Source organism: Alteromonas sp. G5_S2_22_S1 (assembly GCF_054968525.1).
This window is the reverse complement of the sequence record NZ_JBQKUJ010000010.1, coordinates 93,705-119,205: the sequence shown is the minus strand read 5'-3', so window position 1 is coordinate 119,205 and position 25,501 is coordinate 93,705. Positions and strand designations below refer to the sequence as shown.

At 45.8% G+C, this 25,501-nt stretch carries 21 protein-coding genes and 1 pseudogene; 8 read left to right on the top strand and 14 right to left on the bottom strand.

From position 1 onward, the window contains the following. Positions 1-53: 53 nt before the first annotated feature. Both ACTRWF_RS12270 and ACTRWF_RS12265 read right to left on the bottom strand, forming a co-directional pair. On the bottom strand, positions 54-1,889 hold the full coding sequence (locus ACTRWF_RS12270; RefSeq protein WP_015067848.1) for a DUF885 domain-containing protein: 1,836 nt from the start codon (positions 1,887-1,889) through the stop codon (positions 54-56). Positions 1,890-1,966: 77 nt separating this feature from the next. Further along, positions 1,967-2,599: a glutathione S-transferase family protein gene (locus ACTRWF_RS12265; protein WP_020744141.1), complete on the bottom strand. Its 633-nt coding sequence runs from the start codon at positions 2,597-2,599 to the stop codon at positions 1,967-1,969. Between the two features lie 355 nt (positions 2,600-2,954). Between ACTRWF_RS12265 and sodC the strand changes: the two genes are divergently transcribed. Further along, positions 2,955-3,500, top strand: a complete 546-nt coding sequence (sodC, locus tag ACTRWF_RS12260) for a superoxide dismutase family protein (protein ID WP_012519502.1) — start codon at positions 2,955-2,957, stop codon at positions 3,498-3,500. 218 nt (positions 3,501-3,718) lie between these two features. Here sodC and ACTRWF_RS12255 read toward each other — a convergent pair whose 3' ends face one another. After that, positions 3,719-4,153: an OsmC family peroxiredoxin gene (locus ACTRWF_RS12255; protein WP_462835625.1), complete on the bottom strand. Its 435-nt coding sequence runs from the start codon at positions 4,151-4,153 to the stop codon at positions 3,719-3,721. Between the two features lie 453 nt (positions 4,154-4,606). Between ACTRWF_RS12255 and ACTRWF_RS12250 the strand changes: the two are divergent. Both ACTRWF_RS12250 and ACTRWF_RS12245 read left to right on the top strand, forming a co-directional pair. Continuing rightward, positions 4,607-4,921: pseudogene (locus tag ACTRWF_RS12250) on the top strand (peptide-methionine (S)-S-oxide reductase); the annotation flags it as partial. A gap of 110 nt (positions 4,922-5,031) precedes the next feature. Next, positions 5,032-5,553 carry a DUF421 domain-containing protein gene (locus tag ACTRWF_RS12245; RefSeq protein ID WP_015067851.1) on the top strand — a complete coding sequence of 174 codons (522 nt, stop codon included), beginning with the start codon at positions 5,032-5,034 and terminating at the stop codon, positions 5,551-5,553. Positions 5,554-5,584: 31 nt separating this feature from the next. On the opposite strand, the gene ACTRWF_RS12240 is transcribed toward ACTRWF_RS12245, so the two are convergent. From ACTRWF_RS12240 to ACTRWF_RS12230, 3 genes are read right to left on the bottom strand one after another with little or no spacing between them, the layout of a single operon-like run. After that, positions 5,585-5,932: an AzlD domain-containing protein gene (locus ACTRWF_RS12240; protein ID WP_012519506.1), complete on the bottom strand. Its 348-nt coding sequence runs from the start codon at positions 5,930-5,932 to the stop codon at positions 5,585-5,587. Next, entirely contained in the window at positions 5,922-6,644 is a 723-nt protein-coding gene (locus ACTRWF_RS12235) for an AzlC family ABC transporter permease (RefSeq protein WP_012519507.1), read from the bottom strand. Before ACTRWF_RS12235 ends, ACTRWF_RS12240 begins: the two co-directional genes overlap by 11 nt. After that, complete coding sequence (locus tag ACTRWF_RS12230) at positions 6,641-7,168, bottom strand: helix-turn-helix domain-containing protein (protein WP_462835624.1); 528 nt, start codon at positions 7,166-7,168, stop codon at positions 6,641-6,643. The genes ACTRWF_RS12235 and ACTRWF_RS12230 overlap by 4 nt, the downstream gene beginning before the upstream one ends. 542 nt (positions 7,169-7,710) lie before the next feature. Here ACTRWF_RS12230 and ACTRWF_RS12225 point away from each other — a divergent pair. After that, positions 7,711-8,970, top strand: coding sequence for an MFS transporter (locus ACTRWF_RS12225; RefSeq protein ID WP_462835623.1), 1,260 nt, complete (start codon positions 7,711-7,713; stop codon positions 8,968-8,970). A 61-nt stretch (positions 8,971-9,031) separates the two neighbouring features. Here the strand turns inward: ACTRWF_RS12225 and ACTRWF_RS12220 are convergent, their stop codons facing one another. After that, positions 9,032-9,385 carry an RNA recognition motif domain-containing protein gene (locus tag ACTRWF_RS12220; protein WP_012519510.1) on the bottom strand — a complete coding sequence of 118 codons (354 nt, stop codon included), beginning with the start codon at positions 9,383-9,385 and terminating at the stop codon, positions 9,032-9,034. Positions 9,386-9,668: 283 nt separating this feature from the next. After that, on the bottom strand, positions 9,669-10,448 hold the full coding sequence (yaaA, locus tag ACTRWF_RS12215) for a peroxide stress protein YaaA (RefSeq protein WP_012519511.1): 780 nt from the start codon (positions 10,446-10,448) through the stop codon (positions 9,669-9,671). A gap of 650 nt (positions 10,449-11,098) precedes the next feature. On the opposite strand from yaaA, the gene tal reads away from it, so the two are divergent. The 3 genes from tal to ACTRWF_RS12200 all read left to right on the top strand — a co-directional run bounded on the left by tal (position 11,099) and on the right by ACTRWF_RS12200 (position 14,263). Further along, positions 11,099-12,058 (top strand): transaldolase, encoded by a 960-nt coding sequence (tal, locus tag ACTRWF_RS12210; RefSeq protein WP_012519514.1) that lies wholly within the window; start codon positions 11,099-11,101, stop codon positions 12,056-12,058. Between the two features lie 14 nt (positions 12,059-12,072). Then, positions 12,073-13,722 carry a glucose-6-phosphate isomerase gene (gene pgi, locus ACTRWF_RS12205; RefSeq protein WP_287148428.1) on the top strand — a complete coding sequence of 550 codons (1,650 nt, stop codon included), beginning with the start codon at positions 12,073-12,075 and terminating at the stop codon, positions 13,720-13,722. A 364-nt stretch (positions 13,723-14,086) separates the two neighbouring features. After that, on the top strand, positions 14,087-14,263 hold the full coding sequence (locus ACTRWF_RS12200) for a DUF3545 family protein (RefSeq protein ID WP_012519516.1): 177 nt from the start codon (positions 14,087-14,089) through the stop codon (positions 14,261-14,263). 254 nt (positions 14,264-14,517) lie between these two features. Here the strand turns inward: ACTRWF_RS12200 and ung are convergent, their stop codons facing one another. The 6 genes from ung to ACTRWF_RS12170 all read right to left on the bottom strand — a co-directional run bounded on the left by ung (position 14,518) and on the right by ACTRWF_RS12170 (position 24,083). Further along, a complete protein-coding gene (ung, locus tag ACTRWF_RS12195) occupies positions 14,518-15,183 on the bottom strand; it encodes a uracil-DNA glycosylase (protein WP_024016805.1) in 666 nt (221 codons plus the stop codon). Beyond that, positions 15,183-16,466 carry a threonine synthase gene (thrC, locus tag ACTRWF_RS12190; protein ID WP_012519518.1) on the bottom strand — a complete coding sequence of 428 codons (1,284 nt, stop codon included), beginning with the start codon at positions 16,464-16,466 and terminating at the stop codon, positions 15,183-15,185. The genes ung and thrC overlap by 1 nt, the downstream gene beginning before the upstream one ends. 161 nt (positions 16,467-16,627) lie before the next feature. Continuing rightward, entirely contained in the window at positions 16,628-17,575 is a 948-nt protein-coding gene (thrB, locus tag ACTRWF_RS12185; RefSeq protein WP_462835622.1) for a homoserine kinase, read from the bottom strand. 125 nt (positions 17,576-17,700) lie between these two features. Continuing rightward, a complete protein-coding gene (gene thrA, locus ACTRWF_RS12180) occupies positions 17,701-20,166 on the bottom strand; it encodes a bifunctional aspartate kinase/homoserine dehydrogenase I (protein ID WP_462835621.1) in 2,466 nt (821 codons plus the stop codon). 412 nt (positions 20,167-20,578) lie between these two features. Continuing rightward, positions 20,579-23,083 (bottom strand): excinuclease ABC subunit UvrA, encoded by a 2,505-nt coding sequence (locus ACTRWF_RS12175; RefSeq protein ID WP_462835620.1) that lies wholly within the window; start codon positions 23,081-23,083, stop codon positions 20,579-20,581. A gap of 121 nt (positions 23,084-23,204) precedes the next feature. Next, positions 23,205-24,083 (bottom strand): LysR substrate-binding domain-containing protein, encoded by an 879-nt coding sequence (locus ACTRWF_RS12170; RefSeq protein WP_015067863.1) that lies wholly within the window; start codon positions 24,081-24,083, stop codon positions 23,205-23,207. A 191-nt stretch (positions 24,084-24,274) separates the two neighbouring features. On the opposite strand from ACTRWF_RS12170, the gene ACTRWF_RS12165 reads away from it, so the two are divergent. Beyond that, complete coding sequence (locus ACTRWF_RS12165; protein ID WP_012519523.1) at positions 24,275-25,432, top strand: S-(hydroxymethyl)glutathione dehydrogenase/class III alcohol dehydrogenase; 1,158 nt, start codon at positions 24,275-24,277, stop codon at positions 25,430-25,432. Positions 25,433-25,501: the final 69 nt, after the last annotated feature.

Below are 25,501 nucleotides of genomic sequence, written 5' to 3'. Positions count from 1 at the left end.
GTCTATACTTACTGGCTTTAAGATGTTTTAAGATTTACTTATTTTCTCGTTATTTACGCGCTTTTTTGACTCGCGATCCATCGGTCAATTTTTTGCTCTAAAATAGCCAGTGGAATACCGCCTGTGTTGAGCACTTGTGCGTGGAATTCACGAATATCGAAATCATCGCCAAGGGCTTTTTCAGCGCGAGCGCGCAGCTCTTGAATCTTAAGTGCGCCAACTTTATAAGACAGCGCTTGCGAAGGAATAGCGATATAACGCTCTACTTCTGCTACCACTTCCGTACGCGTCATACCTGAGTTATCAAGCATGAAGTCGATGGCTTGTTCACGGGTCCAACCTTTAGCATGAATACCGGTATCTACTACCAAACGCATTGCGCGAAGTTGTTCGTCTTGAAGCGTGCCGTAACGGTTCCACGGGTCTTCAAAGAAGCCCATTTCATAGCCTAGCGTTTCAGAATACAGCGCCCATCCCTCGCCAAACGCAGGTAGGAAACTAAAGCGCATGAACGACGGTAGCGCTTCATTTTCTTGCGCAAGACTCACTTGGAAATGATGACCTGGCGCGCCTTCGTGTAGGTATAAGGTAACGTTGCCCGTTGTTAAGCGGCTTGGCAAGTCGTACGCGTTAAAGTAGAAGGTTCCCGGGCGAGAACCATCTGGGGTGCCCGGCTGATAAGAGCCACCCGCGCTAAATTGCTCAATAGCAGGGTCGTAGGGCTTTATTTCTAACTCAGACTTGGGCAGCAATGAAAAGTATTGGTCAATTTTTTCGTCCACTTCACGACCAATATCATAATAGCTCTGGGTTAGCGCCTCACGACTTTCAGGCTTAAACTTGGGGTCGGTGCGCACATAGTCGAAGAACTCGTTTAACGTGCCTTCAAACTTTACTTCGTCTTTAATTTCAAGCATGTCATTTTTGATACGCTTCACTTCTTTTAAGCCCAGCTTATGAAGCTCATCTGGTGTCATTGGCAAGGTAGTAGAGCCTTCAACCATCAGTTGGTAAAGCTTGGCGCCGCCTTTCATATCGCTAAGGCCAATGCTTTCACGGGCAACAGGCAAATACTCATCCCGAAGAAAGTCGCGCATACGCGTGGTTGCATCGTAAATGTCTTGCGTCGCTTCTTCGTAGTCAGCGCTTAAACGCGCTTTTTCCTCGTCGGAAAAGCTCTCTGGAAACATGGTGATTGGTCCCCAGAACTGCGACTCTTTGATAGGGATAGCCAGCTGAGTATCAAACTGTTTTATCACACGGTCGATAGTTAGCTTAGTTTCAAGCACCCCACTTTCCATCCCTTCGCGAAACTTACCAATAGCACGGTCAGAAATCGCGATGTAATCCTTATGGCGAGATAAATTGTTCTCGTAATCTTCTACCGTTTTAAATGGTGCAGCGCCCTTTCCGCTCGCAAACGTAGGGTAAAAGGTATGGAATCCACTGAAGTGGTTCACTGGACGTACTTCTGTAAGCGCTTCAATTTCGTCTGACGACATTTTTAGCGAGCGCTCTTGGTTGTATTTAAATACATCGTAGGCAAGCTTATCAGTATCGCTTAACTTGCTGCGGTCAATTTGTTTAAGTTCTGACAAATTAAGCTGTGTAGCCGTTTTTCCCGCTAATGCGTGGGAGTCTGTCAAGAAGTCACCCATTCTGTCGGCATAGCGCATATCACCACGGAAAATCGCCATAATCGGATTAAGCTCTATATTTCGCTGATCAGCGGCAGCAAACAAGGCGAAGAGCTTCTCATGCTCAGTGTGCGCCGCTTTGGCGACCATTTCATTATCACCCTGATGATTGTGCGCATAGGTAACCGCAAGCGGTGAACTTAACGCAATTGCAACTGCACTGCTAACTAGCAACGTTTTGAATAATTTCATGATATTTCCTTGGATAGGAGCTTTTGCTCTGTCGTAATTATTATTGGCACTATATAGGCTACACAATAAAACCTATCTTATTGAGCGGGTAAGTGCGACATTTCGCCGCGCCACGCACGCTCATAGGCTTCTCGTGACAGTACACGTTGTGCGTAGTCACTTATATTTTGAAAGTCGATTGCTAACTTACTGCCCTTAGCCCACGCTAAAATATGCCCTGCAATAACGTCGGCCATAGTAAACATGTTACCGCAAACAAATTCGTTACCGCCAAGCATAGAAGCAAACACCCTGAGCGCACGCTGAAACTCCCACGCACTAACGCCGTGCATTTCCTCCAATCTTTGCGATTCGGGTAAAGCAAACGTGTGCTTGGCTAAATTCCAAACCGGCTGTTCTAGCTCACTGGTGAGAAATAGCATCATCTCTTCGTACTTAGCCCGCGAGAAACTGCCAGGCTCGGGAATAAATTCTTGCATACCGTGGCGCTCAGCCAAGTAAGTGACAATGGCAGCTGACTCAGACAGTGTGCCCTCGGGGGTTGCCAATACCGGTATTTTCGCCGATGGGCTTACTGCTTTATATTCATCAGACAAATGCTGACCTTGTTTCAAGTCGATTAGTTTGTATTCGTAAGGTAAACCAATTTCTTCCAGCGCCCACGCTACACGAACCGAGCGGGTTTTAGGGTAACCGTAAAGTGTATACATGCCCTTGCCTCTAATGTGAATTTATATGCGCTAACTGTAAGGCTAATAGGATAAAAGTGCTACTTAGATATTGTTACTGAGTTTTACCGCCGTAACATGAATCTTCCATCTGTACGTCTTCAAAGAAATGAAACGTCCAAGGTAAAGCATACAGTAACTTTTTCATACACAGGGTATAACCCTTTCATTATGCGCTGCGGTTAATTTTGTTTAGCTAAACGCTGGCTTCCTTAGAGTCTACATTGGTAAAGGCCTTAACAGCTTTGCTGTAGAGTTCGCGCAACTGGTTTACTTTATGCTCGTTAAGGTTTGTAGTTTTCAAAAATACGTCATTAATCTAGTGAAGGAGAACACGATGAAAAAACGTTTATTATCTACCCTAGCAGGGTCTATCTCACTGATTCTAAGTGCAGGCAGCTTAGCAGGTCATCACCAACACGAAGGAAAAGAGGTGGTGATGAATAACCTTAAAACCAACCAGAGCATGGGTACTGTAAAGGTAAGCAGTTACGACGATGATGGTGTGGTTTTTACGCCTAACCTTTCCGGTTTAACGCCGGGTATACACGGGTTTCACGTTCATCAAAATGGTGATTGCTCAACGGCTATGAAAGACGGTAAAAAAATACTTGGTGGCGCTGCCGGCGGACACTTCGACCCAGAAGATACCAATAAACACAGAGCTCCATGGTCTGAGAAAGGGCACGAAGGCGATCTTCCCGTGCTGTATGTTGATGAAAACGGAAAAGCCACGCAGCCTATTTTCGCCCCAGAGCTAGAGCTTGAAGATATTGAAGGACGTGCACTTATGATTCACGCAGGCGGCGACAACTACTCAGACTCCCCTAAAAAACTAGGTGGTGGCGGCGAACGCGTTGCTTGTGGCCTAATCGGTAAATAGGGTAATGGCAGTTAACCGCTAGCTACCCTAACAGAAGCGTTTAAACTAAAAGCCCCCGGTAATCAAACATCTCAATTACTGGGGGCTTTTTACATCTAAATTTTTAAGCGGATATAAATAAAGCTCGCTAACAGAAGCGAGCTTTTTAAAATGTGTTTACTGTTTTCTAGCGCCTAGCGCGTTTACCTCAACGGCCAGTAACCCTCAGTGCTAACACCTCAGCTATTATTTAGCTTATATTCCAACGTAATGTTGGCATTAAGTAATTGAGACACAGGGCAGTTTTCTTTCGCTTCCTGAGCAATCTTCTCAAACTCGTCTTCTGTGATACCTTCAACTTCAGCGTCTAATGTTAACGCCGACTTGGTAATTTCAAAACCGTCATCGCTTTTGTCTAGGCTTATTTTGGCTGTGGTATTTAATTCGCCGTCATCATACCCTGCATCGGATAATGCAAAAGAAAGCGCCATGGTGAAACAACTCGCATGGGCGGCACCAATCAATTCTTCGGGGTTAGTCCCTTTTCCATCTTCAAAACGTGTATTAAAACCATAGGACTGATTAGATAAGGCGCCCGTTTCCGTGGAAATACTGCCCTTTCCTTCTTTACCCAGCGGTTTGTATGCTGCACTACCTGATTTGACTATCGACATATTATCTTCCTTACTTTCTACTTAATTAAATCTGAGCCAAGCTCTTTTAGAGACCTGAACAAACGACAACCGGCTGCACGAAGTAAAGCAACGCTTGATTAGCGTTAAGCAAAACTGACCTACCTCACAGAGTGAAATCACACGTTGTCGCGTATTTTGACTCACACGTAATTGCTGAGATGCAAATGCTCTGCCGATCGAAAGGCTCTTACTACAGTCCTTGTCATGGCAGGGCTACAGAGCAGTCGGGCGAAAAAAGATGACGTTCACTTTGCTACCAGTGAACGCAGGCTACAGAGTCTGATGAAAATTTTACTTACCCTCTTTTGGCATTAATTGTTTTTGATTCTAGTGCGATACTGTTAATCGCTAGCTACGCTTTTTCTTTTATAAGCGAGGAAAAAGAGATGCTACAAACTGCGATGATATTAATTGCAGCCTAAACCGTTCTTTAACCCTTTTGATGACAGAGGGCAGTTTTGCGACAAAGGTCCCAGCTACCTAAGCGCTATTTTTGTTGCGAACGATAAAGAACGTGCTATCGCCGAAAAAACAAAAGCTAACGTAATCACCCTGTTTCCGAATAAAGACGTGGTAACACCAATACTTGATGCTTCTACTTTTTATCCAATTAAAGGTGATGAAATAGGCCACCAAGATTTCTATAAGAACAGTCCTGTTCGGTATAAATTCTAACGTTGGAACTGTGGTCGCGATCAGCGCTTAAAAGAAATCTGGGGCGACAAAGCCATGGGAAAAATAAAATAGTGTACAGCGAGTTTGTCTAAGCATAAATCTCAACGCTTCGACTCAACGTATTGCTAATACTCTATGTAAGCAAATGGATATTGATGCTATAGCAATATGAGGAGATGTGTATGTTTAGCGCTAGCCCAACGCTCGACTTGATATGTCGAGGCCTTTTTCTTACCACGATGGTAATGGTATGGGTAGTATTGCTGGTTCGTATTAACGGCTTACGTTCTTTTTCGAAAATGACAAACTTCGACTTCGTAATGACGGTAGCGGTAGGCTCATTGCTCGCCAGTGCTTCTCAAACGACCACGTGGGAAGCGTTTTTGCAAGCCATGGTTGCTATGGCCGCCCTATTTATTGTGCAATCGGTTAGCGCCAGACTACGCAGACGGTCTGATAAAATTGAAGCAATAATGCAAAACACGCCGGTTATTTTAATGAGAAACGGCGAAATTATTGACGGCGCGCTTGAAGAAACTCGGGTGGCACGCAGCGATTTGCTCGCTAAGCTTCGGGAAGCTAACGTATTAGACTTAAATGAAGTGAGAGCAGTAGTCCTTGAAACTACTGGCGACATCTCGGTGCTCCATGGCGAGCACTGTTCAGAAGCCTTGCTAAAAGGTACGAAAAGCATAAAAAGCTAACTATTTATCTCCCGTTTAGCCTGCGTAATAACTATAAGAAATGCAAAGCGCACCAGTATATTACGCCAAAAACGGCGACGCCGAAGAATACAGGCAGGCCCAAAGCTTTGGTCTTACGCCAAACGAGTATTGTTATCACAGTTGCAACGCCTGTAGCTATCCAACTGGCCGCAGACGGGGCTTTAGGAATAAGCGAAGCGCCCAACATAGCTGCAATCATCAATGGACCTAGCACACTTAACCAAGTAGGCAAGCGCGCTTGGGTATTGTTGGCCTTGTGTTTGTTGAAGTGACGCTGTGTCCATAATAACGGCGCTACGCGCAACACGTAGGTGCCTATCGCCGCCACGATAATTGCTATCCAAATATCAGTTTGCATGAGACTGCGTCCTTTCAACATGGGAAGTAAGCAAATAGAACGTGAGCGCACCGCATAGCGCCGCCAGCGGAATAGCTGCATTTTTAAAACTACTAAGCGCAACAAAAAGCGCTATGGATATCGTTACCAGCAAGGTAACGCTCCACAGTTTATTAGAAAATTTTGGCGCTAATAACACAACAAACAACGCCGGTAAGGCAAAGGGCATCACGCTATCAAGAATTGGCCATTTCTGTGTAAGCGAGTCTCCCGCTATACCTCCAAGTGCTGTACCCAGAATCCAACTAAACCACGCCACCATTGATACACCTTTAAACCAATCTACTTTCTTGGTGTCTTCCATAGAAGGTAAACGTGTATGGGCTAGCGCAAAAATTTGATCAGTAAGGCCATGCATTAAATAGGGCCACGCTTTGCTTTGCGGTAAATAAGGCACTAAGTTGGGCGCGTAAACCACATGGCGTACGTTGACCAATAGTGTCATACACACGGCTAGCCAAAGGGGAGCACCTGATGCCACCATGGCAACTAAAAGAAATTGCGACGCACCTGCGTAAATGAACACAGAAATTAGCGTAGCCTCTAATGTTGAAAAGCCAGCTTGAATGGCAATAACGCCGAATGAAATGGCTACCGGGATATACCCTCCGAGCAAGGGTAACCCATCTATGATCCCCTGCTTTAGCCCACTTTTTGATGAAACCTGGCTCATTTTATTGCCTCTTTGTGATAAACGATAGTGATAAGGCACGTTACCCACTCATCTTGAGTTTTGTAGACGTGAGGTAAATCGGCGCTGAAAGCAATACTTTGACCGGGTAGCAGTAGTTGGGTACTGCCAATATTCCCTGCTTCTAACGTACCGCTTATCACGGTAATGGTTTCTTGTGTTCCAGTCGCGTGAGCCTCGGCTTCTCGCCGCGTATTAGGTGCAACAGACATCCAGTAAGCATCGACATTGGGTACTCCCTGCCCTTGCTCAATGAGACGCACTTCTACTCCGTTCTCTCCCACGCTTGTGCTAAGGGGCTGCACAAGTTGACCAAATGGCACGTCTAATTGCTTAGCTAATCGCCAAATAGTATCTAACGTAGGATTACCGTTACCCTGCTCTAGCCTAGAAAGATTTGACTTGGCAATACCTGCCCCTGCCGCTAATTGCGACAGCGAGACACCTTTATCTTGCCTAAGTTTCTTAAGTTGCCTACCTAGAATATTAAGGGTGGCTTGATTCACACGGCGCCAACTTATATTTGTTCTATTTATGGAACGTTCTATATATAGAACAATTTAAAGTCAAGAAGTTTGTTTTTTAATGTGATTATGGCTTGAAAACATAAACACGAATATAGCGGTTAACCCGACTGAAAATGTTAATAAGCGACTAAATGCCAGCTTTTTCAATCACAAACATTTACGCACAGAAAACAATTACTTTAGTGTTGATAGAAAATCCATGCGCATCGCTAAGCAAATAACGCGACTCAAGTCATTAACAAATACACTACATTTAAATCGTTGAAATGATTAAGAAATCTTATCATCTACCGTTACTTAACGTTCATTCACTGCTAGGATCTTATGTAATAGATGAACAAATAAAGCACAAGCTTGGGGCTTTTGGCCTTTCTGAATAGCCAAAGCAATGGCTTTCAAACATAGAAAACCGGCAAACATACCATTTGCCGGTTTTTGTATTTTAATCTTGTGCCAGTGCGCCGTGCTCAAGCAGCTAGCAGGCGACACAATGGTAAGAAATGAAGGAACAAAGCTAGCTTATGACGAATCAAACTGACGATATCACTTCTACTCACACAGCTTCTGATCGGGTCTTTTCGGAAGAAAGCTCAGCGACGGGAGAATATTCACTGGCGACTATTACATTCTGGCTAGCTTTCGGTACTTTTGTAATAGGTTGCAGCGAATTTGCTGCTATGGGGTTACTGCCCTACTTCGCTGAAGATTTTGGTATTACTGAAAACGTTGCAGGTCATGCGATTAGTGCCTATGCCATTGGCGTTGTAGTAGGCGCACCGCTTATTACTATCTTCTTTTCTCGCCTTGCCAGACGCACCATGCTTATTTCAATGATGATATTTTATGCCGGTGGGAATCTGCTAACAGCACTAGCATGGTCAGAATGGACAATGAATATAGCGCGCTTTATTGCTGGCCTGCCTCACGGTGCCTATTTCGGTATTGCCATGCTTTTTGCAGCGGACATTGCGGGTAAAAATAAACGGGCTCAGGCGGTGAGTAACGTCATCATGGGATTAGCTATTGCTAATATTATTGGGGTGCCGTCAATTAGCGGTATCGGACAAATGTTTGGCTGGAGAACCGGCTTTTTCATGATTTCTGCCTTTGCACTAGTGACCGCTTTAATGGTCTGGAAAACTGCACCTTACCGCGGTCCAAACCCAGATGCCAAGCCTCTAACTGAACTCAAAGCGCTAAAAAATAAAGACGTACTGCTGGTATTGCTCATGGGCGCTATTGGCTTTGGGGGCATGTTCTCGGTGTACTCCTATTTTAGTGCCTCGTACTTAAACACGACCTCGGCACCCGAATGGGGAATTTCTGCAACCTTGCTTATCTATGGCATTGGCGTGACCCTGGGCAACATTATCGCTGGGCGCTATTCTGAAGGCCGACTGCTAACTTCAGCCATCGTTTTTCAGGTTCTACTTGGTTTATCTGCAGCCGCGTACGCCGCGTCTATGGGCCAGCCATATCTAATGGCAGCCTCATTGTTTTTCATCGGCATCGGCGGCGGTATGGTAGTGCCACTACAAACCCGTTTAATGGATGTGGCGGGCGAAGCGCAAACCTTAGCAGGAGCCATGAACCATGCCGCTTTCAATACGGCAAACGCCTTGGGCCCTTGGCTGGCGGGTATGACGTTGTCAGCCGGCTATGGTTATGCTTCAACAGGTTGGGTAGGTTTAGCGCTGGCCGGTGGTGGCGTGTTGGTATGGCTAGCCATTGTTATGACTGCACGCAATACCCAAGTACAGACAGCAACCGTATCTGGTTGAGCTACCAGTTAGTGCTGACAACCTCAGTTGTCAGCACTAACTAACTCAATTACTCTCAGAGCTATTCCGCGTCCTTTTCACTCTCAGAACTGTTACTAGAAGCCGTTCCCCACACATTGTCAGGAATATCTCTTTTAGGCGCAGGCGCATCATCTATCGCTGCAGCTTGCTTTTTCTCTTGATTTGACCACTTAACACGAATTTTCTTACCGTCGATAACCTTGGCGTTAAGCTTTTCAATCGCTTTATCGGTTTCTTCTTGTGTGCTCATTTCAACGAAACCGAAGCCTTTAGATAGGTTTGTAGCCTCATCCATTACCAGATCGCACGATGCTATGGTGCCAAACTCAAAAAACAGATCCTCAAGATTTTCCTGAGTGAATGATTTAGGTAAATTGCGAACTAATATGCTCAAGGTTATGCCCTACTTGGTGGGTGATTGGTAGTGAACATAGTGTAGCATGCAGCAGTGTGTTTGTTTGCTAATCTTATTGTCTGTGAGTAGATGAGGATTCGTTCTGACAAAGAAGCGGGAAGGCATAGCTGGTATCAAATTGGGCTTCAGATTGAATCTGAACATTTACATCACCACCGCAGAAGTGCGATGGCAATGTTTTAGGAGCATAGTGGTTCGAACTCGCGCTAACTTTGCGTGTTAGCGCCAATTTGATTGATTTATCACTATCCGCTGAAACGCGTTATTCGCTTTCTTGATTGCGAAGATACACCAGTTCCGTCGATGAGCTTTGTTCTTCGCTAAACACATAGCCGTCTACATCGAAGTTTTTCAAGCCTTCTACATCTTCAACACGATTTTCAAGGATGTAACGCGCCATAAGACCCCGCGCTTTCTTTGCAAAGAAGCTGATAATTTTATACTGGCCATTTTTGCAATCTTTGAAGGTTGGCGTAATGATCATGCCGTCTAGAGACTTTTTCTTCACGGCTTTGAAGTACTCGTTAGAGGCAAGGTTAATAAGTACATTATCGCCCTGTGCTTCTAATGCTTTATTCAACACATAGGTAATACGATCATCCCAGAACGCATATAAGTCTTTGCCTTCAGGGTTCGCTAATTTAGTGCCCATTTCCAAGCGATAAGCCTGCATCAAATCAAGGGGGCGTAATAAGCCATAGAGGCCTGACAAAATGCGTAAATGTTTCTGTGCGTACGCAACTGTGTCGCTATCTAGCGAGTATGCGTCCAGCCCGGTATACACGTCGCCGTTAAACGCATACATAGCTTGACGCGCGTTGTCAGGAGTAAATGGCGTAGTAAACTCGGCGAAGCGGTTAGCATTTAAGGTGGCTAACTTGTCGCTGATTTTCATTAACGATGATAAATCGGCAGGCGATAACGTGCGACAGACTTCCATCAGCTTTTCCGTGTCTTCGAGCATGGCAGGCTGAGTAAACTGTTTTACTGGAATGTCGCTTTCAAAATCTAGATTTTTCGCTGGGGATACTACAACTAACATTTCGACTCCTTAAATTCTTATACCAATCCGCATAGATCATTGCCGACTCAGAAGGCGCTGGCAAGTTTCCTAGCAAAGCGTGGGAATGCAGGAATGGCTGTTCCCTTTCAAATTCCCAGAATGAAGCTAGGAAGCTTGCCAGACCTTCCCGAAGGGCGAGTTTAAAATGCCCGTACTCTTTGTTGTGCCACCTTGATGTAGGACCACTATACCTGCGGTGACACGCCGCGATTACGAACATTTTAACTCTCGCTGAGTGGGTAATGATCTATGCGGAATGGTATTACCCCCATATTGTACCACTTCATACGCGCTGAGAAGCAAAATGGCATAAGAAAGACGCAAATTGGCTTAACAGAGAAATCCGATTAGCCATTTTGTCATTATCTTATGTATGAATTGTCACACGGGTTTGATATAAATAGCATTACAAATAATTATTCAAACAATAATTCAGATACACCTCTGGTTGTGTGTCTTGAAGATCAAAGCGCTATATTCGCATTTGCCCTTTTCCCCATGGGATACAAAAGAGAGCAGAAAGAAAACGCAAGCGCAAAACCCTACACACGCGCAAGCGAACCGTTTTATTCAACTGGCTTTTCCAGCGAGTTGTCCAAACTTATTATTGATAAAGAACAGAGAGAATTATGAGCAATCAGTTAGCTTCATTACGTGATATCACCACCGTAGTTGCCGACACGGGCGACATCGATGCCATTAAAAAATATCAGCCGGTTGATGCCACTACCAACCCGTCGCTACTTTTGAAAGCGGCTGGTCTTCCTCAATATGCAAGCCTAATTGATGACGCTGTAGCATGGGCAAAGCTGCAGTCTAACGATGCAGAACAGCAACTAACAGACGCGTCTGACAAGCTTGCCGTGGCTATTGGTAAAGAAATTTCTGGCACTATCCCGGGCCGAATTTCTACCGAAGTTGATGCTCGCCTATCGTTTGATACCGCAGCAACCATCGAAAAAGCAGAGCGCTTAGTTCAGCTTTATGAAGACGCTGGCATCGATAAGTCACGTATCTTAATTAAAATTGCATCAACGTGGGAAGGTATTCAAGCGGCAGAAGCACTAGAGAAAAAAGGTATTCAATGCAACCTTACTTTGCTATTTAGCTTTGCCCAAGCTCAAGCGTGTGCCGAAGCGGGCGTATACCTTATTTCGCCTTTCGTAGGCCGTATTTTAGACTGGTACAAGAAAGCAACCGGTACCGAATCTTACGCACCAGATGAAGACCCAGGTGTAGTATCTGTAACGAAAATTTACAACTACTACAAAGAACATGGCTACAAGACGGTAGTGATGGGCGCAAGCTTCCGTAACATTGGCGAAATTCAGGCGCTAGCGGGCTGCGACCGCTTAACGATAAGCCCTGCACTACTTGAAGAATTGGCAAACGAGCCAGGCGACTTGGAAGTGAAACTTAAAGACAACGACGCAACCAAAACACCAGGTGAGCGTTTAACTGAAAGCGAATTCCGCTGGGCAATGAACGAAGATGCGATGGCAACTGAAAAGCTATCTGAAGGCATTCGCAACTTTGCTGCCGACCAAGAAAAACTTGAAGCTACGCTTCGCGAAAAACTAAGCGCATAAGGGCTATTGAAACAATGAGTGTTTTAACTTCTCTTCCTGAATGGAAAAACTTATCTGATATTGCTGCATCAGTGAAAAGTGCGCATATGCGCGACTGGTTTGCACAAGACACAAGCCGCGCGGATAAGATGCAGCTAGAAGCTTGCGGTATTTTTCTAGACTACTCGAAAAACCGCGTAAACGAAGACGCGTTAAAAGGCCTATTTGATCTTGCTCGTGCCTGTAAGTTAGAAACCCTTCGCGACGCGATGTTTTCTGGTGAGCAAATCAACTCAACCGAAGGTCGCGCAGTGCTTCACACCGCGCTTCGTAACTTCTCTGACCGCAAAGTGTTGGTAGACGGCGAAGACGTAATGCCTGAAGTACATGCAACGCTTGAAAAAATTGAAGCGTTTACCGCGTCTATTCACAGCGGCGAGCATAAAGGGTACACCGGCAAGCCTATTAAGCACATTGTGGCAATTGGTATTGGAGGCTCGTTCCTTGGGCCTAAAATAATGACCGAGGCGTTAAAACCCCATACGGTTGACGCAGTGAAAGTACACTTCGTTGCCAACGTTGACGGCTGTCATATTCACGACGTGCTATCTAGCATTGATTTTGAAGAGACCTTGGTGGTGATGTCATCGAAGTCTTTCTCTACTCAAGAGACGCTTCAAAATACACTTACAGCTAAAGACTGGTTCTTAAAGTCTGGCGGTACTCAGGAAGATATCGCAAAACACTTTGTAGCAGTGTCTTCAAACGTTAAAGCAGCTACCGACTTCGGTATTAGCGCAGACAACATCTTCCCAATGTGGGACTGGGTAGGCGGGCGCTATTCACTCTGGTCTGCTATTGGCCTGCCTATTTCATTAGCATTGGGTTTTGAAAACTTTAAGGGCTTACTTGAAGGCGCGTTTGAAATGGATACCCATTTCACTACCGCGCCTTTAGAAGAAAACATGCCCGTATTGCTTGGCCTATTAGGTATTTGGTACAGAAACTTTTTCGATGCACAGTCTCATGTATTACTGCCTTATTACCATTACCTGCGCGGTCTACCTGCCTACGTACAGCAGTTAGATATGGAAAGTAACGGTAAAGAAGTGACTCAAGAAGGGGAAAGCGTAGACTACCCTACTGGCCCAATTATTTGGGGTAGTGAAGGGACTAACGGTCAGCATAGCTTCCACCAGCTTATTCACCAAGGTTCAGGCGTTATTCCAGCTGATTTCATGCTGCCGCTTAACGTACCAAACCAAGATGATACGCACCACGCCATGCTCGCGTCTAACTGCTTCGGACAAACTCAGGCACTGATGCAGGGTAAATCCTTTGAAGAGTGTTATGCGGACTTAGATGGCAAGGGCCTAGACGACGCAGAACGTAAGCGTTTAGCGGCTCACAAAACCATGCCGGGTAACAAGCCAAGCAACACCTTCTTGTTTGATTCACTCACGCCTCAAACACTTGGCGCGTTGGTTGCAATGTATGAGCATAAGGTATTCGTTCAGGGTGTTATCTGGAACCTTAACTCATTCGACCAATGGGGCGTAGAGTTAGGTAAAGTATTAGGAAACCAAGTACTTGCTGGCATTCAAGGCGAAGCAGACAAAGACAATTTCGATGCTTCAACACAACAATTGATTGCCAAATTCAGAGCAGCGAATGCACCAAAATAAGGAATGAGAGGTGATGTAAAATCACCCACTTGGTGCAAATAACAAACTGAACGGCCAGCTTTTTCGGAAGCTGGCCGTTTTTTGTTGCGGTATTCATCGGCTATACGACAGACACTTTTTGACATCCGTAACACTGTGTATTTGGTCACTAATAAAACAAATAGGATCATATACATACAGCATTTGTTTACGCTTTAAACACACTGGACATTTTCTTACCGTTGTCATCATATCGTCACAATTTGTTAATAAAAGGTAAATTAAACTATTTTATTTTAGTGACGGCTGTGATACAAAATCGTACAGAGGGAATTAAAAACATAAAACTCTGTATTAGTTGTAGTGGTATAAAAAGGAGATCCCAGTGGATAAATCAGATCTATTTGCCATGTTAGACATCGAAGCAAGCCCAGCAAAAACCAAAAGTAAAAAACGTAAGTGGAGAGAAATCGAAGCGCTACAAGATCGCTACAAATTAGAAAAAGAACTGGCTGAACTCGATTGTGGTTTCGAGTACGAGCTAGAAACACTGGAAAGATAAACTGAAGGCCGCCTGATAAAACAGGCGGCCTTTTTACTTTCTGGCTTTGTGAAAGCGTGCTGCAGTCATGTGTGCTAGGCATAGCTGTGCTTTGAATAGTGCTACCTATCACTCATGTAAGTACGCATGCAGGTACTTATATAAGCTCATATTTAGCGCTGCATGCTATACCGCAATGTGTAGATGTTCTGCTACCCAAGGTGTTAGTTGCGTTGCTACATATTCTTCTAAATAGAGCACGATGCTAACTAGATTTACACCTGCCAGTTGATTGGGGTTTTGCCTTTCTCAACAAGGTATTCGTTGGTTTGGCTAAAATGCTTACACCCTAGAAAGCCTCTATGGGCTGAAAGCGGCGAAGGGTGCGGTGCGTGTAACACTTTGTGTTTTTCGCGGTCTATATGCTTACCCTTCTTTTGCGCATGACTGCCCCACAAAAGAAATACCACGTTCTCGCAGTTCGCATTTACTACATCGATAACTTTGTCGGTGAAGGTTTCCCACCCCCACTTCGCATGGCTGTGTGCCTTGCCCTGCTCTACGGTAAGTACGGTATTAAGTAACAACACACCTTGCTCTGCCCATGACGTGAGCGTACCGTGATTAGGCTCGACAAAGCCGTCGATATCGGTCAATAGCTCCTTGTACATGTTTTTAAGCGACGGCGGCGTTTTCACACCTGCTTGAACAGAAAAACAAAGGCCGTGGGCTTGATTAGGACCGTGATAAGGATCTTGCCCTAGTATCACCACATTAACTTTATCGAGCGGCGTGTATTTTAGCGCATTGAATACATCAGGCTGAGGCGGGTAAATAACACTACCCGCTTCACGCGCTTGCTTTACGCGCTCAAGTAACTCAACAAAGTACTCTTTTTGTTTCTCGTTACCTAGCGCGCTTTGCCATGTTAGTGATGTCATTACTTAAGCAAGTTCATCATGTGCTGCTTAAGCGCATCATAGGACGCAGGTAAGTCTACCGCTAGGCTGTCTTCGCCCGCTACGTCCGCTAACGGCTTTGGCAAGCTTATTGGGTTACCCAATACGTTTTCTACCGTTTCTCTGAACTTAGCTGGGTGAGCAGTACCTAAAAACAGGCCAATTTCACCGTCTTGCAGGTCGTGGCTTACCGCGCGATAGGCAATAGCAGCGTGTGGCTCACTGGTGTAGCCTTGCTGCGCTAGCTGGCGCATGGCAAGCTGAGTATATTCTTCATCAACCATTTCACCCTTAAGGCACGCTTTGTCGATGTAACCACGCTCAATTAACGCTTCAATACGCGGCCAGTTGTTCGGCTGGCTAACATCCATTGCGTTCGACATAGTGGCAACCGTCGCTTTCGGGTCCCACTCACCCGTTTTTAAGTAACGAGGCACGGTATCGTTTAAGTTAGTTGCGGCAATGAAGCGTTTAATCGGTAGGCCTAACGATTTAGCGATCATGCCTGCCGTAAGATTACCGAAGTTACCGCTAGGTACCGAAATAACAAGCTGGTCGCGCTTCTCTTTGGGCAGTTGGCTAACCGCTTCAAAGTAGTAACATACCTGTGCCAATAAACGACTTATATTAATGGAGTTCGCAGAGTTGAGGTGAAGACCTTCACGCACATCTGGGTCGTCAAACGCAGTTTTCACAAGGGACTGGCATGCATCAAAATCTGATTCGATTGCTACAGTGTGAATATTACCGCCCAACGTAGTGAAAAGCTTTTCTTGCAACGCGCTGATCTTGCCCTTAGGGAACAAGATAACCACGTTGATATTGTCGATACCGTGGAACGCATGAGCAACAGCTGCACCTGTATCGCCTGACGTGGCGGTTAGGATAGTCACAGGCTTACCTTCGCTTATACGCGAGAGGGTTTGTGCCATAAAACGGCCACCAAAGTCTTTAAACGCAAGGGTTGGGCCGTGGAAAAGCTCTAGGCTATAAACGTTATCGTTAACCTGTTCAACCGGCGCACCAAATGCGAAAGCTGTTTTGACAATTTCTTCAAGCTCGCCGTTATTAAGCTCGTCTCCAATAAGCGCACGAAGCACATCAATGCTGCGCTCTACAAATGGCTTTTCCAGCAATTCGTCAATATTGTCTAAGGTAGGAATATGCTCTGGAAAATAAAGCCCTTGGTTCTTACCTAAACCACGCTTTACCGCTTCAGCAAAGCTCGCTGTGTCCGATGAATCTTTTAAATTTACCAATTCCACTTGCTGTTACCTTTTTTATTGGGCGAATTCTCCGCCCTTTCAAACTTTTAATTTGTTTCTTTGCTTACTCGCATGGCCTGCATTATTCGCGTTGGCTTGCGAGCGTTGCGCTGCCCAGTTTTCTATGTAGTGAAATTAGGCAGATTTAGTTATTGCGTCAATTATTCAGAAATTAGCGTGCCCTGGCTAGGGATTTGGCACACATGACTAAAACCGTCTTCGTTCTGAATGTAGTTCTCAGTTAAATAGGCTGCGACCTTTTCTGCCTGCGCTTTCGATGAGCAAACCGCAAACACCGTTGGGCCTGAGCCGGAAATACCGAACGCCAGCGCGCCGGTTTCTTCGCTAAACGCGCGGGCTTCATCGAAGCCTGGCAGTAGCGACTTTCTGTAGGGCTCGGCGATAACATCTTTCATGACCGACGCAGCTAAGTCAAAGTTGTCTGCATGTAACGCGTGTACAAATACGCCAAGCTGGCGGCCAAACGTAAGTGCTGTTGCCATGTCTACTTGCTTAGGCAATATATCTCGTGCAGCCGCTGTCGACACGCTAATGCCCGAATAACAAATGGCGTAGTACCAGTCGTCGTTCAGAGGTAATGACAGTGTGACAGGCGCCTCGCTCCCCGTCATTAGCGTCATGCCGCCCAAATAACACGGTGCTACGTTGTCATAGTGAACGCTACCGCTAATTTGCCCTTCTAATTCGCCCATCATGATAAGTAACGTATCTTGGTCAAACGGCGTATCGAAGTAAGCATTTAGCGCTGCGAAAGCCGCCACTATTGAACTGGCGCTTGATCCTAGGCCACTGCCGATAGGCAAGTTCTTGTGAAGTGTCAGAGCAACCGGCGATGTTGGCTTACCTGCTTTTTCCATTTGCTCACAAAAATAGTGATAGCACTTAGTGACAATATTGCTATCTGTATCACCTGGAAGCTTATGGGCAAAGCGCCCTACTGTTTCTAACGAAAATGATTCAGCGGATGTTATTTCAACCTCGTCACCTAGCTTAGTGCCGTCAACAGGCGCAAGGGCCGCGCCAAGTACGTCAAAGCCTAAGCTTACATTTCCTATTGATGCCGGCGCGAAGGCCTTTAATGCTTTCATATTATTTCTCTTACTTCGCTGGCGACTAAGCATCTGCCACATGCTTTGCTTAGCTCGCCTAATCGAATGACTTACTTAAACCGCTTATTATTTACGTTTCGCTTTTACAAGGCTTCAGTTAGCCTTTAGTGCACCATTTGCTTCCACGGCATGGTACGCAAAATATCTGCAAACACCCCCGCTGCGGTCACCGTACCACCAGCGCCGTAGCCTCTTATCACATAAGGAATTGGGCTATAGTAGTCACTGTTGATAGCCAGCGCATTTTCACCGTCTTTTACTTGTGAAAGCGGGTTGCTTGCCGGCACAGCCTGAATGCTTACTTTGCACTTACCGTCTTCAATGCTGCCGATATAGCGAAGTACTTTGCCTTCTGCTTTGGCTGCTTCCACTTTTTCATTTATCGCAGCATCTAATTCAGGTAGCTGCTGCATAAATTCGTCAATGGAACAATCTTCAGCAAAGCCTGCTGGCAATACTGACTCAATCTCTATATCGGAAAGCTCAAGTTCTAGGTCGGCTTCGCGGGCCATAATAAGCAGCTTACGCGCTACGTCCATACCGCTTAAATCATCGCGAGGATCTGGCTCGGTAAAGCCATTGTCTTTTGCTGTTTGCGTCGCTTGCGACAGGCTCATGCCCTCGTCAAGCTTGCCGAACACGTAAGACAAGCTGCCTGATAAAATACCTTCAAAGCGATGCAGAACGTCACCGGCGCTAAACAGCTTTTGCAGGTTATCAATAACCGGAAGGCCTGCGCCCACTGTCGTCTCATAAAGGTATTGACGGTTAGTAGAAAGTGCCGTTTTGCGCAGCTTACGGTAATAAGCCATGGCGCTGGTATTCGCCTTTTTGTTCGGCGTCACTACGTGGAAACCACTTTCCATCATATCAACGTACTGATTGGCAATAGCTTCATGGCTGGTGCAGTCAACAATAACTGGGTTCACTAAGCTGTTGTCATTAGCAAACTGGTGTAAGCGCTCAACGCTCAACCCTTCGCTCGCTGAATCAAGTGCTGCGCTCCAGTCACCGCTTAAATCTATACCTTGGCTGTTTAACAGCAGCTTACGGCTATTGGCAATACCGTAAACACGCAGCTGAATATTGCGCTTTAACAGTGCCGGCTGCTGCTTTTCAATCTGCCCTAGCAGTTCAGTCCCCACGTTGCCACACCCTACTAGGAATACGTCTATGGTATGACGGTCAGAGAAAAAATTCTGATGAATGACTTTTACCGCTTTTTTCGCACGCTTGCTTTCAATAACCGTAGAGATTGAGCGCTCAGAAGAGCCCTGCGCGATGGCTACGTTGTTAACTCTCGCTTGCGCTAGCGAGTTAAAGAAACGGGCCGCCAAGCCTTTGGTTTGACGCATACCGTCACCCACTAAGGTAACAATGGCAAGATCATGACGCACTTCGATTGGATCAAGCAGCTGATTTTGTAACTCTAGTGCAAACGCATCTTCAAGCAAGGTTAACGCACGCTGGGCGTCTTTGCTTTGAATACAAAAACTGATTGAGTACTCAGAGGAAGACTGAGTAATTAAACTGATAGAGATATTCGCATTCGACATGACTTCAAACACGCGACTTGCCATGCCTACCATGCCTTTAAGACCAGGGCCTGCAACGTTAAACATAGTAACGTTATCAAGCTGTGAAATACCTTTAACCGACGTCCATACTTCACTTTTTTCGTTGCTGATAAGCGTACCCGGCGCCGCTGGATTAAGCGTATTGCGGATTAAACACGGGATGTGATGTTGAGCGATAGGGCCAATGGTTTTCGGGTGAAGTACTTTAGCGCCAAAATAAGACAGTTCCATGGCTTCTTGATAAGTCAATTTATCAAGCAGTACCGCACCTTCTACTTGGTTCGGGTCAGCATTGTAAACACCATCTACGTCTGTCCAAATCTCGCAACAGCTTGCATCGATACACGCCGCTAAAATTGCTGCGGAATAATCTGAACCGTTGCGGCCTAACGTCACTTTTTCGCCCGCTTCATTAGCGGCGACGAAACCCGGCATTATTAAGAACTCACTGCCATCGTTTGGTACGTCTGAAAAACGCGCCTTACTTAGCGACACATCGGCAATGCTGTCTAGGTATTCGCCATCGGCAAGCACATATTTTACCGGGTCGATAACGCGGTTAGCGATGCCCTTCGCTGAAAGCATGGCGCTGAAAAGCGTAACCGAAATATATTCACCAATGCTTAGGATACCCGCTGAAACATTATCTGGCGCTACGCCAAGCAACTTTATGCCTTCAAGGTGCTGCTTTAATACACTGAGATGACTGTTGATGAAATCTACCACGCTTGCGTGGGCAAAGCCGTCGAGTTCTTCGTTAAGGTTGTTGGCAATGCCGGTAACCGTGTCGTTCAGTTTAGTGAATAACGGTTGGAAATCTTCACCCGCGGCTGCTTGTTCACACAATAGTGAAAGCGCGTTCGTTACCCCCTTAGGGGCAGAGAGTACAACCGCAGCACCGTCGGTTTGGTGGGTTGCCGTGCTAATTTCCATAACGCGCATGTATCGCGGTGCATCGGCTAGAGAAGAACCCCCAAACTTTAAGACTTTCATATGCTGCTCCTTAAGGTTACGCATGCTAAAACGTGTGTAAAAAAAAGCCCGCTCTGTGTTAGGCGGGCTTTCGTTGTCTTTTGCTTACTTGCACTAGCCAGCGACCGCCCTTTTTAAGGTGGTAATCGACATCATGGTGGTGCGAGTAAGTAGAATCATTTTCATACAAGCAATTTGCCGTATAGACGTCTATAAGTCAACCGCAGTTTTCACCACACTGTATTGCAAAAAGTGAAACACTCTTTCAAAAACATTTCTTTTTAAGGTACAAACCCGTTTTACCTCACTACGGCGTTTAAGTGTGATACTGCATATTGGCTTCTCCAAGCCCTATTGCACAGTGGTTGCTGCTATGACAAAGATACGGCATGCGAAATGAGTAAACAAATGAGCGACCGGCGGCCTTTGCCGATTAATTTATTTTGCAAGCTTGCTTTAAAAAGGGCGCAGTTGCGCTTTTCTTATTTTTCGCAACGTCTTTTGGTGTGCCCCACGCCACGATTTGTCCACCGTCTTCGCCAGCTCCCGGCCCCATATCAATAACGTGGTCACTAGCGGCGGCCACTTGCATATTATGCTCAACCATCACCACGGTATTACCGCTATCCACGAGCGTACTTAAGTGCTCCAAAAGCAGTGCAGTATCTGAAAGGTGCAAACCTGTGGTTGGTTCGTCCAGCACATAAAGGGTGTTATTGTTTTGCGCACGCTTAAGTTCAGAGGCCAACTTAATACGCTGGGCCTCCCCTCCCGATAGCTCGGTGGCACTTTGCCCCAGTGTAAGATAACCAAGGCCAACGTTAATTAGTGTTTTAAGCCCTCGCAAAACTGCGCTGTTATCCTCAAAGACATCCTGCGCCTCGTTGACTGTAAGAGATAAAATATCGGCAATAGAGTGTTTTTTATAGTGAACATCTAAAACCTCATCCTTAAACCGTGAACCATTACAGACCGAACAAGGTGAATACACACTGGGCATAAATAGTAATTCTACCGACACTACACCTAGTCCTTCACAGTTGGGACATCGGCCTTTGGTCACGTTAAAAGAAAAATGACCGGCATCATACTCACGGCTTTTCGCGTCGTCAGTGGTAGCAAATAAGCGTCTGATTTGGTCGAACATGCCCGTGTAGGTTGCGAGCGTCGAGCGTGGTGTTCTGCCTATAGGAGACTGATCTACAACCACTAAGCGACTTATATTATCTGACCCGCTGGCGATAAAGCCCTCTTGGGTAACCTTATCTTCGGATGAAAGTAACGCGACCTCATTAACTTCACCGTCAGTTTTATCTTTAACGCTACCCAATCCCTCTTTTACTAGCTCCACCAATGCTTGGCTAATAAGACTCGACTTTCCAGAGCCTGAAACGCCAGTAACCGTTGTCATAACGCCAAGGGGAATATCAATATCAATGTTGTTTACATTGTTTCTGCTCACGTTTTTAAGACTTAGCGTCAATGATGAGTTACATTTTTCTCTTGATACGAGGGGTTTGTCATTGAAAACAAATTCTGCGGTTGACGAAGTCTCTACCTTCGCGAGTTCATCAACTGGACCACTGAATATCAGATCACCACCCTCTTTACCGGCACTAGGGCCAATATCTACTACCCAGTTAGCCCCTTTAATCACATAGGGGTTATGCTCAACAACCAACAGAGAATTACCCGCTTTAGTAATATCATGAAGCGCATTAACTAAGGACTCGACATCGCGAGGATGCAACCCAGCCGAAGGTTCATCCATAACATAAACCACGCCAAATAAATTGGATTTTAGCTGAGTAGCGAGGCGCAGTCGCTGTAACTCGCCAACCGAAATAGTAGTAGTGCTTCTATCTAATGAAAGGTAATGCAGACCTAGCGCGATAATAGGTTTAATTCTATCGATGACATCGTCCGCTATGTTTCTTATGACTTGTGCCCTTTCTGAAGTATCACCTGCTACTGAACCCCGCAGCTTATTCATTTTTTCATTAACGTCGCGCAGCGGTAGCCTTGAAAAGTCAATAATATCGACGCCCTCTACCGTAACGTTAAGGGCTTTTTTCTTAAGCTTTTTACCATGACAACGGGGGCACGGTGTAACGGAGAGGAAACGAGAAATACGCTGCTTAATTTTTTCTTTCTGTGAGGTTTTAAAGGTATCTAAAACGTGACGTCTAGCGCTTATAAACTTTCCCTTATAGCTAGCAGGTTCGCCCTCTGCTAGCGCTTTGCGCGTTTGTTCTAGGTTGTAATTTCGATAGACAGGCATCTGTGGCGCCTCGTCTGTATATAAGATCCAATCGCGCGTCGCTTTCGGCAATTCACGCCACGGCACATCCACGTCAATATCAAGAGACAGCAGCACCCGGACAAGATTTTTACCTTGCCACGCACCGGGCCAAGCCGCCACAGCCCCTTCTCGAATGGTTAGGGTATCGTCAGGCACTAAAAGCTGAGCTTGAGTATCAAACACTTTACCGATACCGTCGCACCGCTCGCATGCGCCTTGAGGCGTGTTGGGTGAAAAGCCGTCTGCATAAATAATAGCTTGGCCTTCTGGGTAATCCCCTGCTCGGGAATAAAGCATACGCAGGCTGTTAGAAAGGGTAGTTATACTGCCTATAGATGAACGCACTGACGGCGCTTGGCGACGCTGATGTAAGCCAACGGCTGGCGGTAATCCCTCCAAGGCATCAACTTCTGGCTTTTCGACTTGTTCTATTAGACGCCGGGCGTAGGGCGATATGGAATCTAAATAACGATGCTGCGCCTCGGCGTACAGCGTACCAAACGCCAACGAGGACTTGCCTGAGCCAGATACGCCGGTAAAAACGACAACGCAATCTCGAGGTATATCAACGTTGATATTCTTTAAGTTATGTACGCGAGCACCGCGTATCTGAATTCGCCCTTCATCCTTATGCACCTATTCACCTATATCGTTATTTGCACTGAAACTGCGGCCCTTTTTAACAATGTAAAGACCGACAGACGTTATAGTGTGTAGAGATTTTGGCTTTTTTTCGATCAGTAAATCAGGCAGCTTGCTAACTATCTGAGACGATATGTTGAGCCAAAAAATCCACTAATAATCTAATTTTAGGCGCGACATTACGGTTTGAAGGGAACACCGCCCATATCGCTTCTTGCTTATCTTTGTATTGGGGAAATACTTCAATTAACTTACCCGAAGCCAACGCCTCTCGCACATAAAAGCCAGGCAGCTGGGCGAGCCCTAAACCTGCAATAGCTGCACTGCACAGCGCATTTCCACTGTTGTATCTAACGCGCCCCTGTACCGGTATCGCACGTATGGTTTTATCAACTAGAAAACGCCAATAGGGCTGCGACCCCACCAATAGTGTGTGTTTTTTTAAGTCTTCTAAGGTCTTTGGACGACCATTTTCCTTAAAGTATTGCTCGCTTGCGCACACGTATAAATGACGTGTGGCAAGCTTTTTAGCCACCAGCGTCGAGTCTTCCAACTTTCCAATGCGAATGGCTAAATCGAGGCCCATATCCACGATATCGAGCTTTTCATTCGAGAAAATGCACTGCACGCTAATACCTGAATACTTCTGCATAAATGCATTGAGTAGCGGTGCTATAAATGCTTCGCCAAATGCTACAGGCGCTGTGAGTTTAATTAAACCCTGCGGTGAGTTTTGCAAAGCGCTAACTGATAGCTGGGCATCTTCGAGCGCTTTTAATGCTGGCAGTGCTTGTTCACAATATAAAGTACCGGCTTCGGTGAGTGAAACGCTTCGCGTAGTACGATGCAGTAATTTTACGCCAAGCTGCTTTTCTAAAGACGCCACTTTTCGGCTTATTTGTGCCACCGACGTATCCAGCTTATTGGCAGCACCGGTAAAATTACCTACCTCGGCAACGGCGCAAAACTCCGCTATGCCCTCTAAATATTTCATCAATGCTACCCGTAAATTCGTCAGCCATTAACACGCACGTCGCGCTCCACTCCCCTAATATTATTCATTCGTCGAAATTATTACAAATATGCAAAAGTGATTTACTAAAACTGTATTTATCAATAGTAATCTGTCTCCTATACTTTGGCTTATAAAGCGTTATCAAATAATTGATATAAAGGAGTCATAACATGGCATCGTTCAAAGATTCATTGCAAGAAGGTCAAACCCACATTAAGTCTAAAGCCGCCGTAGCCTGGGCCGCGGGTGAGCCGTTAAAAATGGAGGAAGTTGACGTAGAGCTGCCTAAAAAAGGTGAAGTTCTCGTTCGGATCGTTGCTACTGGCGTATGCCACACTGACGCGTTTACCCTTTCGGGTGACGATCCAGAAGGCGTATTCCCTTCAATTCTGGGTCACGAGGGTGGCGGTATCGTTGAAATGGTCGGTGAAGGTGTTACTAGTGTAAACGTTGGCGATCATGTTATTCCACTTTATACCGCTGAGTGTGGCGAGTGTAAGTTCTGTAAATCAGGCAAAACTAACCTTTGCCAAGCGGTACGCGAAACCCAAGGTAAAGGCCTAATGCCAGACGGCACAAGCCGTTTCTCTAAAGATGGCGAGCCAATTTATCACTATATGGGCTGTTCAACGTTTTCTGAGTACACAGTTCTACCTGAAATATCGCTAGCGAAAGTAAACAAAAATGCCCCGCTGGACGAAGTTTGCCTATTGGGTTGTGGTGTAACTACAGGTATGGGTGCAGTACTTAAAACGGCTAAGGTTCAAGAAGGTGACACGGTTGCTATCTTTGGTTTAGGCGGCATCGGTTTATCAGCCATTATCGGCGCACGTATGGCAGGCGCGGGTCGCATTATTGGTATTGATATCAACGAAAGTAAATTCGACCTAGCCAAACAGCTTGGCGCAACTGATGTAGTAAACCCTAAGAATTTCGACAAGCCTATTCAGGAAGTCATTGTTGAAATGACCGACGGTGGCGTTGACTACTCGTTTGAGTGTATCGGTAATGTGAACGTAATGCGCTCTGCCCTTGAGTGCTGCCACAAAGGCTGGGGCGAGTCAGTAATTATCGGTGTAGCCGGTGCGGGCCAAGAAATTTCAACTCGTCCATTTCAGCTAGTGACAGGTCGTGTATGGCGCGGCTCTGCCTTTGGTGGTGTAAAAGGTCGTTCAGAGCTTCCTGGCATTGTTGAACAATACCTTAATGGTGACTTTGGTCTTCAAGAGTTCATTACTCACACCATGGGCCTTGATGAAATCAATGACGCCTTTGACTTAATGCACAAAGGCGAAAGTATTCGCTCTGTTGTGCATATGGATAAGTAAGCGTTAGCTACTTGTAAGAACGCAAAGGAGAGGTTAGGCCTCTCCTTTTTTTATTCTCTTCAAATCACG